Genomic DNA, 14296 nt, shown 5'->3' on the forward strand with positions numbered 1-14296 from the left:
TGTCGCCAAGAATGAGCTGGTGATCTCCTACGTTCGAGCGTGGGAACGGGGCTTTTGTAGGAGCGAACTTGTTCGCGAAGACATTGCTTTGAACGCCAAATCTTCTGCGACGGTACGGGCCATTTCGCGAACAAGTTCGCTCCTACGGCCTGCGGCCAGAATCAAGCGCAGACTTATGTATAGCGCTGAGCGCTGAGTGGCACGAGACTGAAAAACACCTCAAAAATCCACTTTACCGCGCCCGGCCTTGATCGAGCCGCGTTTGCTTTTGGACTCCAGGCGGCGGGTCTTGGACCCCAGGGTCGGCCGTGTCGGGCGGCGTTTCTTTTCGACTTTGGCGGCGTTGACGATCAGCTCGCTCAAGCGCAATAACGCGTCGGCACGGTTCTGCTCCTGAGTGCGGTATTGCTGGGCCTTGAGCACGATCACGCCATCGCTGGTGATGCGGCTGTCACTCAACGCCAGTAGCCGCTCCTTGTAGAACGGCGGCAGCGACGAGGCGTTGATGTCGAAACGCAAATGCACGGCGCTGGAGACCTTGTTGACGTTCTGCCCACCCGCGCCCTGGGCGCGAATGGCAGTCAGCTCGATCTCGGCGTCCGGCAGATGGACATTGTTGGAAATCACCAGCATCGGGGCATCTTCTTTTCTGCTACAGGCACGGTTATTTGCCAGTCTCGGCATTCACGACAACGCTACGCCTGTTCTTGGCTCGATAACACACCCACATGACCGCCAGCCAGACCGGTATCGCGTAAACCGATATCTGGATGCCGGGAATCATCAGCATGATGCCGAGGATAAACAGCACAAACGCCAGACATACATAGTTGCCATAGGGATACCACAGCGCCTTGAACAGCGGGACTTGGGCGGTGCGGTTCATGTGCTGGCGGAACTTCAGATGCGAATAGCTGATCATCGCCCAGTTGATGACCAGTGTGGCCACCACCAGCGACATCAACAGCTCCAGCGCCTGCTGCGGCACGAAGTAATTGAGCAGAACCGCCACCACGGTCACCGCGGCAGACGCAAAGATAGCCTTGACCGGCACCCCGCGCCTGTCGACCTGCGCCAGCGCTTTGGGCGCATCGCCCTGCTCGGCCATGCCTACCAACATGCGGCTGTTGCAATAAGTGCCGCTGTTATAAACCGACAGCGCTGCAGTCAGTACCACGAAGTTCAGGATATGCGCCGCCGCATCGCTGCCCAGCATCGAGAACACTTGCACGAACGGGCTGCCGCTATAGGAATCACCCGAGGAATTAAGGCTGGCCAGCAGGCTGTCCCAGGGCGTCAGCGACAACAACACAACCAGTGCGCCGATGTAGAAAATCAGAATGCGGTAGATGACCTGATTGATCGCCTTGGGGATCACCGTCTTCGGCTGTTCGGCCTCGGCGGCGGTGAAGCCGAGCATTTCCAGGCCGCCAAACGAGAACATGATGATTGCGAGCGCCATGACCAGCCCGCCGACACCATTGGGAAAGAATCCGCCGTGTTCCCAGAGGTTGCTGACCGACGCCTGCGGGCCACCACTGCCGCTGACCAGCATGTAACTGCCCAGCGCAATCATGCCGATAATCGCCACCACCTTGATGATCGCGAACCAGAACTCGGTCTCGCCGAACACCTTGACGTTGGTCAGGTTGATAGCATTGATCAGAATGAAGAACGCAGCCGCTGAAACCCAACTCGGGATGTCCGGCAGCCAGTAATGAATGTACTTGCCGACAGCAGTCAGCTCCGACATACCGACCAGGATGTACAGCAGCCAGCAGTTCCAGCCGGACAGGAACCCGGCGAAACCGCCCCAATAATTGTGGGCAAAATGGCTGAACGACCCGGCGACCGGTTCTTCGACGATCATCTCGCCCAGTTGGCGCATGATCATGAAAGCGATGAAGCCACAAATCGCATAACCGAGAATCATCGAAGGCCCGGCTGATTTCAGCACGCCCGCCGACCCGAGAAACAAGCCAGTGCCGATAGCGCCGCCCAGAGCAATCAGCTGAATGTGCCGATTCTTCAGACCGCGCTTCAATTCACCCGAAGGTGCAGTTGTTTCACTCATTCGATAGCCACCTGATTGTTCTTGTTCTGTGACGGAAAAGGACCTGTCGCGCTCGTGGCGCAACAGAATTGCAGCACCCCGGACGGGTAATCCGAAGCATTGAGCAGCAATGATTCACAGAAAAAAGCGCGGCATTGTACACCTGCATCCAGGTTGAGGTTTGAAACAGGGAAATGAATGCGCCGGGGCTGTATGACAAGGTTTTTCACATCGCCAAAAACGACAACGCCAGCCCTGGGGACTGGCGTTGCCATTCATTCACACCGCGCGGTCACTCAGGCTTGCGACGACCGAAGCCCGGACGCTGACCTGAGCCTGCCGGTGGGCCACGACGCTTGCCTGACGGTGCATCGTCGTTGACCAGCTTGATGCCGACACGCTTTGGCCCAGGCTTTGCCGGGCGCTTGTTCATCTCGCTCGGACGCTCGGCGACCGGTGTGCCACGGCTATTGTCCGCCGGGTACGGTGCACGCGAACCGGGCTTGCCCGAATCCTTGCGCGGCGAAGGACGCTGAGTGGAGTCGCCGCCACGCGGACGATCACGTTCGCTGCCGGTAATTTGCGGCTGACGCGGTGCGCGATCGCCAGTCGCCGGAGCGCCAGCAGCCGGACGCAAGGTGCGAACGCGCTCGCCTTTGCCCAGAGGGCGCGACGATTGACGCTGCAGACGTTCCATCTTGTCTTTGGTCTTGGCATTCATCTGCGGCTGGGCCACAGGTTGCAGACCGACTTCGGCCGCCAGAATGTCGACTTCGTACTGGCTCATTTCGCGCCAGCGGCCCATCGGCAGGTCGGAGTTGAGGAACACCGGCCCGTAACGCACACGCTTCAGACGGCTGACAACCAGCCCCTGGGATTCCCAGAGACGGCGTACTTCACGGTTACGACCTTCCATTACCACACAGTGATACCAGTGGTTGAAACCTTCGCCGCCTGGTGCCTGCTGGATGTCGGTGAAACGTGCCGGACCGTCTTCAAGAATCACACCATTCTTGAGGCGCAGCAGCATGTCGTCATCAACTTCGCCACGTACACGAACCGCATATTCGCGGTCCATTTCAAACGAAGGGTGCATCAGACGGTTGGCGAGTTCACCGTCAGTGGTGAACATCAGCAGGCCGGTGGTGTTGATGTCGAGACGGCCGATGTTGATCCAGCGACCCTCTTTTGGGCGCGGCAGACGATCGAACACGGTCGGACGGCCTTCAGGGTCGTCACGGGTGCAGATTTCGCCATCGGGCTTGTTGTACATGATCACGCGGCGAACCGTTTCGGCTGCTTCTTCGCGCTTGATGACGCGACCATCGACACTGATGGCGTCATGCAGGTCGACGCGTTGACCGAGGGTCGCGTCCTTGCCATTGACCTTGATGCGGCCTTGGGTAATCCAGGCTTCTACGTCACGGCGTGAACCCACACCAATGCGCGCCAGAACCTTCTGCAGCTTTTCGCCTGCGGGTCCGATTTCCTGGTTGTCCTGCTTGTCTTTTTCACTCATCTGGGCACCTCCCGGTGTGTCGAATCAGGGCTGGCCGAGAACCGGCAAGACCTGTGCCCGGCGCGCTGTGGATAGCGGCAGGGCGAAATACTTGAAAGCCCGGGCGACACTTGATCGCCGAGGGTCGGCCATCATACGCCCCTGCGCCTGTTTACGCATCCAGCGTCAGTGGCAAATGCCCGAATCACTTCTTCTTTTTACGACCGGCGGTCTTGAGCTTCGCCAGCCGCTTGGCGGACTCATCGAGTACCGTGCGTTTGTCATCTTTGTCGAGTTTCTTCCAGGCCTTGATTTCACGCTTGCTGCGGCCACAGCCCAGGCAGATATCATCATCGAACTTGCACAGACTGATGCAGGGGTTCTTGGTCGAACTCATGGGCAGCGGGTCTCAGGGCCAGGGATATCGTATGTGACTCTGGGCTGGCGTATGAATTCGACCGAAATGCACTGGGCATTGTGCACGACAGTTGGAAAGTATCGTTGCGCACGCTTCAGCGTGTGAATGCAGTTCTCGACGCTCTGCGTCGCCAAGAGGACGCAGAGCGTCCAGAAAAGCGCTACCACGCGGAGCGTGGGAGCGATAATCAATCAGACCCCATCGTCGCCTTTGCCGTCTTCAGCCTCTGGCTCCGCGCGCAACAGGTCGTCGAAGTCGGTCTTGAGGCCCTGCTCCATCGAGTCCAGTTCCACCAGCAGGCTGCGGAAGCTGGTTTCGTCACGCGGGGCTTCGGGCTCTGCGTCCGGGTCGAGGCTGGCGTCGGCCAAGGCTTGCAGGTGCGCAGGCACCGGCGCCTCTTCGAAATCCAGCACTGGCTCGGTTTCCATCTCGCGCAGGTCGGCCAGCGGCGGCAGCTCGTCTAGGCTTTTAAGGTTGAAGTGGTCCAGAAAACCCTTGGTGGTCGCGAACATCGCCGGCTTCCCGGGCACATCACGATAGCCCACCACCCGAATCCACTCGCGTTCCAGCAGGGTCTTGACGATGTGGCTGTTCACCGCAACACCGCGCACGTCCTCAATTTCGCCCCGCGTGATCGGCTGGCGATAAGCGATCAAGGCCAGGGTTTCCAGCATGGCGCGGGAGTAACGCTGCGGCCGCTCTTCCCACAGCCGTCCGACCCAGGGGGAAAACCGGTCACGAATCTGCAGGCGATAACCCGAAGCGACTTCCTTGAGTTCGAAAGCACGCCCCTCGCAAGACTTACGCAGCACCTCCAGCGCTTTTTTGAACACCGGCGGTTCGGGACGCTCGCCCTCTTCGAACAGCTCATAAAGTCGCTCCAGTGTCTGCGGCTTTCCGGAGGCCAGCAGAAAGGCTTCAAGCAACGGGGCCAGTTCACGCGGTTCGTTGAGGTTCATGGGTGTGTTCTTGCTCTACTCGGCTCGCGCCCGGACATGGATCGCCGCAAAGGGCTCGTTTTGGACCAGTTCGACAAGTGACTCCTTGACCAGCTCAAGCACCGCCATGAACGTCACAACCACACCCAGACGCCCTTCTTCGGCGGTAAACAGCTCGGCGAACGGCACAAAACCGCCGCCCTTGAGACGTTCCAGGACATCGCTCATGCGCTCGCGGGTGGACAGTGCCTCGCGGCTGACCTGGTGACTTTCGAACATGTCGCCACGGTGCAGCACTTCGGCCATCGACATCAGCACTTCTTCAAGGCTGACATCCGGCAGCAACTTGCGTGCGCGGGCTTCGGGAGCGTCAAGTTTCGGCACAATGACATCGCGGCCCACCCGGCTCAGTCCGTCAATACCCTCGGCGGCGGCCTTGAAGCGTTCGTATTCCTGCAAGCGGCGAATCAGCTCGGCGCGTGGATCGCCCTCTTCCTCTTCGACTTCCGCCGAGCGCGGCAACAGCATGCGCGATTTGATCTCGGCCAGCATGGCGGCCATGACCAGATACTCGGCAGCCAGCTCCAGCCGCACGGTTTTCATCAGCTCGACGTAACCCATGTACTGCTTGGTGATCTCGGCAACGGGAATATCGAGGATGTCGATGTTCTGTTTGCGGATCAGGTACAACAGCAGGTCAAGCGGGCCTTCGAACGCTTCGAGAAAAACCTCCAGCGCGTCGGGCGGGATGTACAGGTCGAGCGGCATCTGCGTGACAGCACGCCCGTAGACCAGCGCGAACGGCAGCTCCTGCTGGGCGTCTGCCTGGCTGTCGACTGCCTCGACGACGGTCATTAAGCGCGTTCACCGAACGGCGTTGGATCACCGCAGCCGACCCGAACCACCTCGGGCTCTCCACCGGCCAGGTTGATGACCGTGGACGCCGAAATACCGCCGATCCCGCCATCAATGATCAGGTCCACCTGATGCTCGAGAATCTGGCGCATCTCGTAGGGATCGCTGAGCGGCACAGTGTCACCCGGCATGATCAGGCTGACGCTCATCAGCGGCTCGCCCAATTGCTCGAGCAAGGCCTGGGCAATGGGATGGCTCGGCACACGCAGGCCAATGGTGCGGCGCTTGGGGTGCAGCACCAGGCGCGGCACCTCGCGGGTGGCGTTGAGAATAAAGGTGTAAGGCCCCGGCGTATGAGCCTTGAGTGCACGGAAAGCGCCAGTGTCGACTTTGGCAAAAAGCCCCAGTTGCGACAGGTCGCAGCACATCAGGGTAAAGTTGTGCTTGTCGTCCAGTTGACGCAGGCGGCGGATACGCTCGATGGCGCTCTTGTCACCGATCTGGCAACCCAGCGCATAGGACGAATCTGTCGGGTACACCACCAGCCCGCCGGCTTTTATGATTTCCGCGGCCTGTTTGATCAGGCGCGGCTGCGGGTTTTCCGGATGGACCTGGAAAAATTGACTCACGGTAACTTCCTGTTCAGACGGCGGCAGTAGGCTGTTCATGTTTGAATCTGCACCACAAAGGCGGTAGATCTTCAGGCACGGGACGATAAGTGCCGATCTCGCCCCAGTTGCCAGGACCGTGGAAGTCGCTGCCGGCAGAAACCAGCAGACCGAACTCGCGTGCAAGGATGGCCAGGGTCCCCACCTGATCGGCAGGCTGCATGCCATTGACCACTTCTATGGCGTGCCCACCGGCCTGGACGAAATCGCCGACCAGTTTACGCCGTTTACTGCGGGTAAAGTCATAATGTGAAGGATGCGCGAGGCTGACCCATGCATCCGACGCCCGCAAGGTGGCGACGGTTTCTTCCAGCGTCGGCCAATGCTGCTTCACATCGCCCAGTTTGCCCGCCCCCAGCCATTTGCGAAATGCCTCGGCGCGGTCCTTGACGAAACCTGCGCGCACCATGAAATCGGCAAAATGCGGGCGCGCAGGCGCATTACCGCTGTCACCCAGCTCTTGCTGAATCGCGCGAGCGCCTTCCAGCGCGCCAGGCATACCTTTGATCGCCAATTTGCGGCTGATTTCTTCCGCACGCAGCCAGCGCCCTTCATGCAAACGCACGATGGCTTCGGTCAGCGCCGGGGCCTGGGTATCGAATCCGTAGCCCAGAATATGGATGGTCGCACCACCCCAGGTGCAGGACAGCTCCACCCCGTTGACCAGCTGCATGCCCAATGAATGCGCTGCCGCGCGGGCCTCTTCAAGCCCTTCGAGGGTATCGTGGTCGGTCAGCGAAAGGACGCGCACGCCGTTTTCATGAGCACGGGCAACCAGTGCCGTGGGCGAGAGCGCCCCGTCGGAAGCGGTGCTGTGGCAGTGCAGGTCAACATTCATAGTGGTGCTTTCGTGTTCATTGATGTTTGTTATTATGCCGCCACATCCTGCTTCTGGCTGCCATTGTGAAACAATTCATCGACTTCATCCCGCTGCTCCTGTTTTTCATCGTTTACAAAACCGAGCCGCGTGCCGTGGATATCCTCGGCAATACCTATATGGTAGGCGGCATTTTCAGCGCAACGGCGATGCTGATCATCAGTTCGGTGGTGGTCTACGGCATTCTTTACCTCAAACAGCGCAAGCTGGAAAAAAGCCAGTGGCTCACACTGGTCGCCTGTCTGGTGTTTGGCAGTCTGACACTGGCCTTCCATAGCGAAACCTTCCTGAAATGGAAAGCACCGGTGGTCAACTGGCTGTTTGCCGTGGCCTTCGCTGGCAGTCATTTCATCGGTGACCGCCCGCTTATCCAGCGCATCATGGGCCACGCACTGACCCTGCCAGCGGCGATCTGGACCCGGCTCAACATCGCCTGGATCGTGTTCTTCCTGTTCTGCGGCGCGGCCAACCTGTACGTGGCCTTCACCTATCAGGAATTCTGGGTCGACTTCAAAGTATTCGGCAGCCTGGGCATGACCCTGATCTTCCTGGTCGGCCAAGGGATCTACCTGTCACGCCATCTGCACGACACCGCTCCCAATACGACCAAATCCGAGGACTGACATGCTCTACGCAATCATCGCCACCGACGTCGAAAACTCGCTGGAAAAACGCCTCAGCGTTCGCCCGGCGCACCTCGATCGCCTCAACGCGCTCAAGGATGAAGGCCGTCTGGTGCTGGCCGGTCCACACCCGGCAGTCGACAGCAACGACCCCGGCGCTGCCGGTTTCAGCGGCAGCCTGATCGTTGCCGAGTTCGAATCGCAAAGCGCCGCCAAAACGTGGGCCGAAGCCGATCCATACGTTGCGGCAGGCGTCTATGCCAATGTCGTGGTCAAGCCGTTCAAGCAAGTCCTGCCCTGATCCCCTCCTCTGACACACATACACGCTCTGCTTCAACCGAGGCAGAGCCGTGTTGCCCCCGCCTCTTGCTCATCCTTCCCGACACTCTGCCGATAACCTGCTCAATGTGCGAATTTACACGGCTCGGTAAAAGGGAGTTCAGATGCGTTCAGGTACGTGGTGTATGTTGGCAGTTTTGATGGCGACAGGGTTTCAGGTGAACGCCGAGACGGTCACTGAGAGCGGCGCAGTGCAGCCTTTGCACCTGCCCAGCCCCGCCAATCAGATTGCCGACCTTCAGTTGCGGCTCAAGGACAGCGAGCGTCAGCGCGACGAGCTGACACGGCAGTTGCAGAACGCCGATCCGGAACGCGACAACGCCTTGCTGACACGTTTGCGTCAGGAGAACCAAAAGCTCAAGTTGCAGCTCAAAGAAGCACTGTCAGCAGCGCCTCCTCGCTTACTGACCGAGCAACAACAATGGTTCGTCGCAGGCGGTGGCGTTGCGATGTTCGCCCTTCTGTGCGGTATATTGGTCAGTGGTTGGCGTAGGCAACGTCGGCAGTGGCTAAATTGAGTGAGTCATGAGCGAGCTGTTACTAATTGATGATGATCAGGAGCTGTGCGAGCTGCTGAGCAGTTGGCTTAGCCAGGAAGGTTTTCAGGTGCGCGCCTGTCACGACGGCGCCAGTGCGCGTCAGGCTCTGGCCGATGCAGCTCCGGCGGCCGTGGTGCTGGACGTGATGCTGCCTGATGGCAGCGGCCTGGAACTGCTCAAGCAATTGCGCAATGACCACCCGGACCTGCCGGTGGTCATGCTCTCGGCACGCGGCGAACCGCTGGACCGCATTCTGGGCCTTGAACTGGGCGCTGACGACTACCTGGCAAAACCCTGCGACCCGCGTGAGCTCACCGCCCGCCTGCGCGCCGTGCTGCGTCGCAGCCACCCGGTGGCGTCGTCTACGCAACTGGAACTGGGCGACCTGACCTTCAGCCCGATGCGCGGCGTGGTCAGTGTCGACGAAAAAGAACTGACCCTCACCGTCTCCGAAAGCCGCCTGCTTGAAGCACTGATGCGCCAGCCCGGCGAACCACTGGACAAGCAGGAGCTGGCGCAACTGGCGCTGGGCCGCAAACTGACGCTCTACGACCGCAGCCTGGACATGCACGTCAGCAACTTGCGCAAGAAAATCGGCCCTCACGCTGACGGTCGCCCACGCATCGTCGCCCTGCGCAGCCGCGGCTATTATTATGCTTTGTAAGTATCTGCCCCCTTACACAAGCTTTACCAAGCGCTGACTGCGCTTGACCTTGATCTCCCTAAACTGGGCTCATCGGCATTGAGCCGCACTAGAGACAAGGAGATACACCATGCGCAAGACCATGATCGCTTTGATGTTCGCCACTGCCCTGCCTACCATTGCCATGGCTGCACCACCACCTCCGCCAGCGGGTGGCCCTGACGCAGATGCGCCGGCAATGCGCCTTGATCGTCCTGATCGTGGCCCGGGTCCAGATGTGCGTCGCGGCCCTATGGGCGAGCCAGGCCCTGGTCCGGAAATGCATCGGGGCCCCGGCCCTCTGCGAGACCTGGACCTGAGCCGTGAACAGCGTCAGCAGATCGACCGGCTGATGCGCGAGCAGAAGCACGAACACCACGAAATCACTCAGCGCTATCTGGACAAGATGCCTGCCCCCGAGCAGAAAGCGATGTACAACGAAATCAATGCCAAACGCGCCGAGACTGACAGCGCCATTCGTGCACTGCTGAGCCCTGAACAGCAGAAGCAGTTCGACGAAATCAAGAAACGGCAGGACGAGCGTCGCGCCGAATGGGCCGAATTCAAAGCCTGGAAAGCGGAAAAAGCTGCAAAGATGCAGTGATGGTCAGGCCGTCTGGCCAGATGACTTGAACCAGACCCGGCATGCATACGCATGCCGGGCTTCTTTATTGAGATCGAGGGAATCCTGTGCGTTCATTGTTCTGGCGAATCCTGGCCAGCTTCTGGCTGGCCATTGCTCTGGTGGGAGGCCTGTCGGTGCTCGTCGGGCACATGCTCAATCAGGATGCATGGATTCTCAATCGTCATCCGGTGCTCAACTCACTGCCGGAACAATGGACCCAACGCTTCGAGGAAAAGGGCGCGGATAACGCTCAGGATTTCCTTCAGGACATCAAACGACGCAATCGTATCGATGTTCAGGTTCTGAGCGACAGCGGCGAGCCGATGGTGCGTGGCACTTTCCCGCCACGCGCCGCTGCGCTTGAAGCGCGACAGCAGGCCGACGAGGATCAGGGCCGCAAACTGCCCTGGCGCCGTCTGGCCACCGAATACAGCAGCCCGAAAACCGGTGAAACGTACCTGTTCATCTACCGCGTTCCGCACCCGGAGCTCGGCGAGTGGCACCGTCAGAGCCTGATGTGGCCGCTGAGTGCGCTGGGGATTGCACTGGTGGTGCTGACCCTTTTCAGCCTGTTCGTAACGCTCTCGATCACCCGACCGCTGAGCCGTCTGCGCGGCGCGGTGCATGATCTGGGGCAGACCAGCTATCAACAGCACAGCCTCGGCCAACTGGCCAATCGGCGTGACGAGTTCGGCGTGCTGGCCACTGACTTCAACCGTATGGGCGCACGCCTGCAAAGCCTTATCGGCAGCCAGCGGCAGCTATTGCGTGATGTGTCACATGAACTTCGTTCGCCACTGGCCCGGCTGCGCATCGCCCTGGCGCTGGCTGAACGTGCGGAGCCTGCCGAGCGTGAAAGGCTCTGGCCGCGTCTGGGCCGCGAATGCGACCGGCTGGAGGCGCTGATCAGCGAGATTCTGGCCTTGGCGCGCCTCGACGCAGAGCTTCGTGGCCCTGAACCCGTGGACCTTGATGCACTGCTGCAACGCTTGAAAAACGACACGCAACTGGACGGTGTCGACCAGAACATTCGCGTCCAGGTGCAGCATGACCTGCACCTGAAGGGCTGGCCGGACATGATCGAACGGGCGTTGGATAACCTGCTGCGCAACGCTTTGCGCTTCAACCCGACAGGGCAGCGCATTGATCTGCAGGCGAGCCAGGTAGACAGTCAGGTCCGCCTGAGTGTTCGCGATCACGGCCCAGGCGTTGCCGAAGAGCACCTTGCGCAACTGGGCGAGCCGTTTTATCGCGCGCCAGGCCAGACAACGCCGGGCCACGGTCTGGGCCTGGCGATCGCCAAACGCGCAGCGGAACGGCATGGCGGCACTCTGATGCTGGGCAATCACCCGGAAGGCGGGTTTATCGCCACGCTGGATCTGCCCAGAGAACCGCTCAGTTCACCATCTGTTTAGCCTTGCCACTCGCTGACAAACCCGCCAACGTCGACTTTCGGGGCTTCGCGCGGCGGGTTCTGCGGGGTGCCGAGGTATAGAAAGCCAATCACCTCTTCGTCGGCCTCAAGCCCGAACCCTTTGGCGACGTGTGGCGTATAGCACAGCTCACCCGTCCTCCAGACCGCGCCGACACCCAGTGCATATGCCGCCAGCAACACGCCGTGGGCGGCGCACCCGGCGGTGATCAGTTGTTCCGAACGCGGGACCTTGAAATGGTCTTGCAAGCGAGCGATCACGACCACGACCAAGGGGGCGCGCAACGGTCCCAGACGGGCCTTTTCCAGCGCCAGCGGGGTAATCTCAACGCTACTTTGCTGCAGCGCTTCCACCAGCAGCTCGCCCATGCGCTCACGGGCCGGGCCTTCGACGGTCAGGAAACGATAAGGCTTGAGCTGTCCATGATCCGGTGAGCGCAGCGCCGCACCGAACATGATTTCCCGCTGCGCAGCATCCGGGGCCGGGTCGACCAGTCGCGGAACCGATACGCGATTGAGCAAAACGTCGAGCGCCTGCATGGGCGGTCTCCTTGAAAAGTGATCGAGCATTCTAGAGCCTGTTTACCGTCAATAACGAGTGCGACGGACAATTCCTTACCTACTCTGTCGAACCTTGCCCCTGGCTGCACTGGTTTACATGCCTTCAAGCGCGGGTAGAATGGCGCCTTCCCTCACACCAGCCCGAGCCATTCATGTCGTTGCCGACCTTTCGCATCATCGGTTTCATTATCGGCATCTTCCTGATCACCCTGGCTGTCGCCATGATCGTGCCTATGGCTACGCTGGTCATCTACGACCGTTTCGAGGACCTGCGCGAGTTTCTGTGGGCCAGCGCCATCACCTTTATCGCCGGCCTGGCGCTGGTGGTACCCGGACGCCCCGACAACGTCCAGTTGCGCCCGCGGGACATGTACATGCTGACCGTCTCCAGCTGGATCGTGGTGTGCATCTTCGCCGCCCTGCCCTTTCTGCTGACCCAGCACATCAGTTACACCGATTCGTTCTTTGAAAGCATGTCAGGTATCACCGCCACCGGTTCCACCGTGCTCAGCCATCTGGATAGCATGTCACCGGGTATTCTGATCTGGCGTTCGATGCTGCACTGGCTTGGCGGTATCGGCTTTATCGGTATGGCCGTGGCGATTCTGCCGTTGCTGCGCATCGGTGGCATGCGCCTGTTCCAGACCGAATCGTCGGACCGTTCGGAAAAGGTCATGCCCCGCTCGCACATGGTGGCCAAGTTCATTGTGCTGGCCTATGTCGGCTTTACCGCGCTGGGCAGCCTGGCCTTCTGGGCGGCGGGCATGAGCCTGTTCGATGCGATCAACCATGCGATGTCGGCGATTTCCACGGGGGGGTTCTCCACCTCCGACCTGTCGCTGGCCAAGTGGCCGCAGCCTGCGGTGCATTGGGTCGCGATTGTGGTGATGATCCTCGGCAGCCTGCCCTTTACCCTGTATGTCGCGACCCTGCGCGGTAATCGCAGGGCGTTGATCAAGGATGAGCAGGTGCAGGGGCTGATCGGGCTGCTGTTGGTTACCTGGCTGGTAATGACTGTCTGGTACGCCAACACCACCGACCTGCCGTGGACCGAGGCGCTGCGTCATGTGGCGCTGAACGTGACGTCGGTGGTGACAACTACCGGTTTTGCACTCGGTGACTACAGCCTGTGGGGCAACTTCTCGCTGATGCTGTTCTTCTATCTGGGCTTCATCGGCGGCTGTTCGGGCTCGACGGCGGGCGGAGTGAAGATCTTCCGCTTTCAGGTCGCCTATATCCTGCTCAAGACCAACCTTAATCAACTGATTCACCCACGCGCGGTGATGAAGCAGAAATACAATGGCCATCGACTGGACGACGAAATCGTTCGCTCGATTCTGACCTTTTCGTTTTTCTTCACCATCACTATCTGCCTGATCGCACTGATGCTGTCGCTGCTCGGGCTGGACTGGATGACTGCACTGACCGGCGCTGCCAGCACTGTGTCCGGCGTAGGGCCGGGGCTGGGCGAGGTGATTGGGCCTGCGGGCAACTTCTCTACCCTGCCCGATGCTGCCAAGTGGATTCTCTCCGGCGGCATGCTGCTCGGCCGCCTGGAGATCATTACCGTGCTGGTGCTGTGTGTACCGGCGTTCTGGCGGCATTGAGGTCTGGCTGGGCGCCGGAGCGGACCGGGCGACGCTTCGCTTATTCGCGAAGACGGCATTTGATTTATCGTTCCCACGCTCCGCGTGGTAATGCATTTCGTGACGCTCTGCGTCACACAGTTCTGCGATTCAGTGAGATTCAGGCTCGAATCGAGTCACCTTTTCGCCCCTCGGCGAGTTACTTTGATGAGGCCAAAGTAACCAAAGCCTTTCGCTCCTGTTTCCGGCCCGACTTCGTCGGGTTCCTTCGCCCTGTCACTGATCCGGGGGTCGCCGCAACGGGCCATCCATGGCCCGGTGCGGCTAGCCTGGCGTCCTGCCAGGCTACCCCCGGATCAGCGCCAGGACTCAGCCGTCACTAACGTCGCACTCTGCGTCGTCAGTGATATTGTGGTTGAAAAGCACTTCGTTGGCAGTGGCTGCGGGCAAGGCCTGTGTAGTGGTCAACTTTTTGCGGACACCTCAATCGGTGATCGTCAGGCCGCTTGCCGCTCATACTGATTGGGCGGCACGTAGCCCAGTGTCGAGTGCAATCGCCCCTCGTTATAGAACCGCACGATGTAATCCGTGATGTCCTTTAC

General features: G+C 60.0%; 17 protein-coding genes. 7 read left to right on the plus strand and 10 right to left on the minus strand.

Annotated features, from left to right (window positions below):
* Window positions 1-219 precede the first annotated feature (219 nt).
* The 8 genes from arfB to RGM3321_RS01290 all read right to left on the minus strand — a co-directional run bounded on the left by arfB (window position 220) and on the right by RGM3321_RS01290 (window position 7268).
* Window positions 220-633: an alternative ribosome rescue aminoacyl-tRNA hydrolase ArfB gene (gene arfB, locus RGM3321_RS01255; protein ID WP_003314723.1), complete on the minus strand. Its 414-nt coding sequence runs from the start codon at window positions 631-633 to the stop codon at window positions 220-222.
* A gap of 31 nt (window positions 634-664) precedes the next feature.
* Window positions 665-2074 (minus strand): amino acid permease, encoded by a 1410-nt coding sequence (locus tag RGM3321_RS01260; protein WP_244391227.1) that lies wholly within the window; start codon window positions 2072-2074, stop codon window positions 665-667.
* Between the two features lie 271 nt (window positions 2075-2345).
* The gene (gene rluB / locus RGM3321_RS01265; RefSeq protein WP_244391228.1) at window positions 2346-3572 is read right to left on the minus strand and encodes a 23S rRNA pseudouridine(2605) synthase RluB; all 1227 of its coding nucleotides are present in this window, start codon (window positions 3570-3572) and stop codon (window positions 2346-2348) included.
* Between the two features lie 184 nt (window positions 3573-3756).
* Window positions 3757-3948, minus strand: coding sequence for a DUF1289 domain-containing protein (locus RGM3321_RS01270; RefSeq protein ID WP_005767716.1), 192 nt, complete (start codon window positions 3946-3948; stop codon window positions 3757-3759).
* A gap of 212 nt (window positions 3949-4160) precedes the next feature.
* Window positions 4161-4928, minus strand: coding sequence for an SMC-Scp complex subunit ScpB (gene scpB, locus RGM3321_RS01275; protein WP_244391229.1), 768 nt, complete (start codon window positions 4926-4928; stop codon window positions 4161-4163).
* Window positions 4929-4943: 15 nt separating this feature from the next.
* Window positions 4944-5642, minus strand: coding sequence for a ScpA family protein (locus RGM3321_RS01280; protein WP_170855934.1), 699 nt, complete (start codon window positions 5640-5642; stop codon window positions 4944-4946).
* A 119-nt stretch (window positions 5643-5761) separates the two neighbouring features.
* Complete coding sequence (locus RGM3321_RS01285) at window positions 5762-6391, minus strand: L-threonylcarbamoyladenylate synthase (protein WP_002554456.1); 630 nt, start codon at window positions 6389-6391, stop codon at window positions 5762-5764.
* 13 nt (window positions 6392-6404) lie between these two features.
* Window positions 6405-7268 (minus strand): PHP domain-containing protein, encoded by an 864-nt coding sequence (locus RGM3321_RS01290; RefSeq protein WP_244391230.1) that lies wholly within the window; start codon window positions 7266-7268, stop codon window positions 6405-6407.
* Window positions 7269-7333: 65 nt separating this feature from the next.
* Here RGM3321_RS01290 and RGM3321_RS01295 point away from each other — a divergent pair, with 65 nt between their 5' ends.
* The 6 genes from RGM3321_RS01295 (at window position 7334) to RGM3321_RS01320 (ending at window position 11530) form a co-directional block, all read left to right on the plus strand.
* Window positions 7334-7930, plus strand: a complete 597-nt coding sequence (locus tag RGM3321_RS01295) for a septation protein A (RefSeq protein WP_002554458.1) — start codon at window positions 7334-7336, stop codon at window positions 7928-7930.
* A gap of 1 nt (window position 7931) precedes the next feature.
* Window positions 7932-8231: a YciI family protein gene (locus RGM3321_RS01300; protein WP_244391231.1), complete on the plus strand. Its 300-nt coding sequence runs from the start codon at window positions 7932-7934 to the stop codon at window positions 8229-8231.
* A 142-nt stretch (window positions 8232-8373) separates the two neighbouring features.
* Window positions 8374-8787 carry a translation initiation factor 2 gene (locus RGM3321_RS01305; RefSeq protein WP_244391232.1) on the plus strand — a complete coding sequence of 138 codons (414 nt, stop codon included), beginning with the start codon at window positions 8374-8376 and terminating at the stop codon, window positions 8785-8787.
* Between the two features lie 7 nt (window positions 8788-8794).
* Window positions 8795-9472 carry a response regulator transcription factor gene (locus RGM3321_RS01310; protein WP_002554461.1) on the plus strand — a complete coding sequence of 226 codons (678 nt, stop codon included), beginning with the start codon at window positions 8795-8797 and terminating at the stop codon, window positions 9470-9472.
* 109 nt (window positions 9473-9581) lie between these two features.
* The gene (locus tag RGM3321_RS01315; RefSeq protein ID WP_244391233.1) at window positions 9582-10094 is read left to right on the plus strand and encodes a Spy/CpxP family protein refolding chaperone; all 513 of its coding nucleotides are present in this window, start codon (window positions 9582-9584) and stop codon (window positions 10092-10094) included.
* An 86-nt stretch (window positions 10095-10180) separates the two neighbouring features.
* On the plus strand, window positions 10181-11530 hold the full coding sequence (locus tag RGM3321_RS01320) for a HAMP domain-containing sensor histidine kinase (RefSeq protein WP_244391234.1): 1350 nt from the start codon (window positions 10181-10183) through the stop codon (window positions 11528-11530).
* Here RGM3321_RS01320 and RGM3321_RS01325 read toward each other — a convergent pair.
* Window positions 11527-12087 (minus strand): nitroreductase family protein, encoded by a 561-nt coding sequence (locus tag RGM3321_RS01325; RefSeq protein WP_244391235.1) that lies wholly within the window; start codon window positions 12085-12087, stop codon window positions 11527-11529. The two genes, RGM3321_RS01320 and RGM3321_RS01325, sit on opposite strands and share 4 nt — an antisense overlap.
* A 173-nt stretch (window positions 12088-12260) precedes the next feature.
* Here RGM3321_RS01325 and RGM3321_RS01330 point away from each other — a divergent pair, with 173 nt between their 5' ends.
* The gene (locus RGM3321_RS01330; RefSeq protein ID WP_244391236.1) at window positions 12261-13715 is read left to right on the plus strand and encodes a TrkH family potassium uptake protein; all 1455 of its coding nucleotides are present in this window, start codon (window positions 12261-12263) and stop codon (window positions 13713-13715) included.
* Window positions 13716-14191: 476 nt separating this feature from the next.
* On the opposite strand, the gene RGM3321_RS28430 is transcribed toward RGM3321_RS01330, so the two are convergent.
* Window positions 14192-14296 (minus strand): IS3 family transposase (locus tag RGM3321_RS28430; RefSeq protein WP_347880958.1); only part of this gene is annotated, 105 nt, incomplete at its 5' end.

Source organism: Pseudomonas sp. RGM 3321 (assembly GCF_022836805.1).
Taxonomy (GTDB): Bacteria; Pseudomonadota; Gammaproteobacteria; order Pseudomonadales; family Pseudomonadaceae; genus Aquipseudomonas.

Excerpts from the sequence above, each read along its gene's own strand:
- arfB (WP_003314723.1), bottom strand. The coding sequence starts at position 633 with ATGCTGGTGATTTCCAACAATGTCCATCTGCCGGACGCCGAGATCGAG.
- RGM3321_RS01260 (WP_244391227.1), bottom strand. The coding sequence starts at position 2,074 with ATGAGTGAAACAACTGCACCTTCGGGTGAATTGAAGCGCGGTCTGAAG.
- rluB (WP_244391228.1), bottom strand. The coding sequence starts at position 3,572 with ATGAGTGAAAAAGACAAGCAGGACAACCAGGAAATCGGACCCGCAGGC.
- RGM3321_RS01270 (WP_005767716.1), bottom strand. The coding sequence starts at position 3,948 with ATGAGTTCGACCAAGAACCCCTGCATCAGTCTGTGCAAGTTCGATGAT.
- scpB (WP_244391229.1), bottom strand. The coding sequence starts at position 4,928 with ATGAACCTCAACGAACCGCGTGAACTGGCCCCGTTGCTTGAAGCCTTT.
- RGM3321_RS01290 (WP_244391230.1), bottom strand. The coding sequence starts at position 7,268 with ATGAATGTTGACCTGCACTGCCACAGCACCGCTTCCGACGGGGCGCTC.
- RGM3321_RS01300 (WP_244391231.1), top strand. The coding sequence starts at position 7,932 with ATGCTCTACGCAATCATCGCCACCGACGTCGAAAACTCGCTGGAAAAA.
- RGM3321_RS01305 (WP_244391232.1), top strand. The coding sequence starts at position 8,374 with ATGCGTTCAGGTACGTGGTGTATGTTGGCAGTTTTGATGGCGACAGGG.
- RGM3321_RS01310 (WP_002554461.1), top strand. The coding sequence starts at position 8,795 with ATGAGCGAGCTGTTACTAATTGATGATGATCAGGAGCTGTGCGAGCTG.
- RGM3321_RS01315 (WP_244391233.1), top strand. The coding sequence starts at position 9,582 with ATGCGCAAGACCATGATCGCTTTGATGTTCGCCACTGCCCTGCCTACC.
- RGM3321_RS01325 (WP_244391235.1), bottom strand. The coding sequence starts at position 12,087 with ATGCAGGCGCTCGACGTTTTGCTCAATCGCGTATCGGTTCCGCGACTG.
- RGM3321_RS01330 (WP_244391236.1), top strand. The coding sequence starts at position 12,261 with ATGTCGTTGCCGACCTTTCGCATCATCGGTTTCATTATCGGCATCTTC.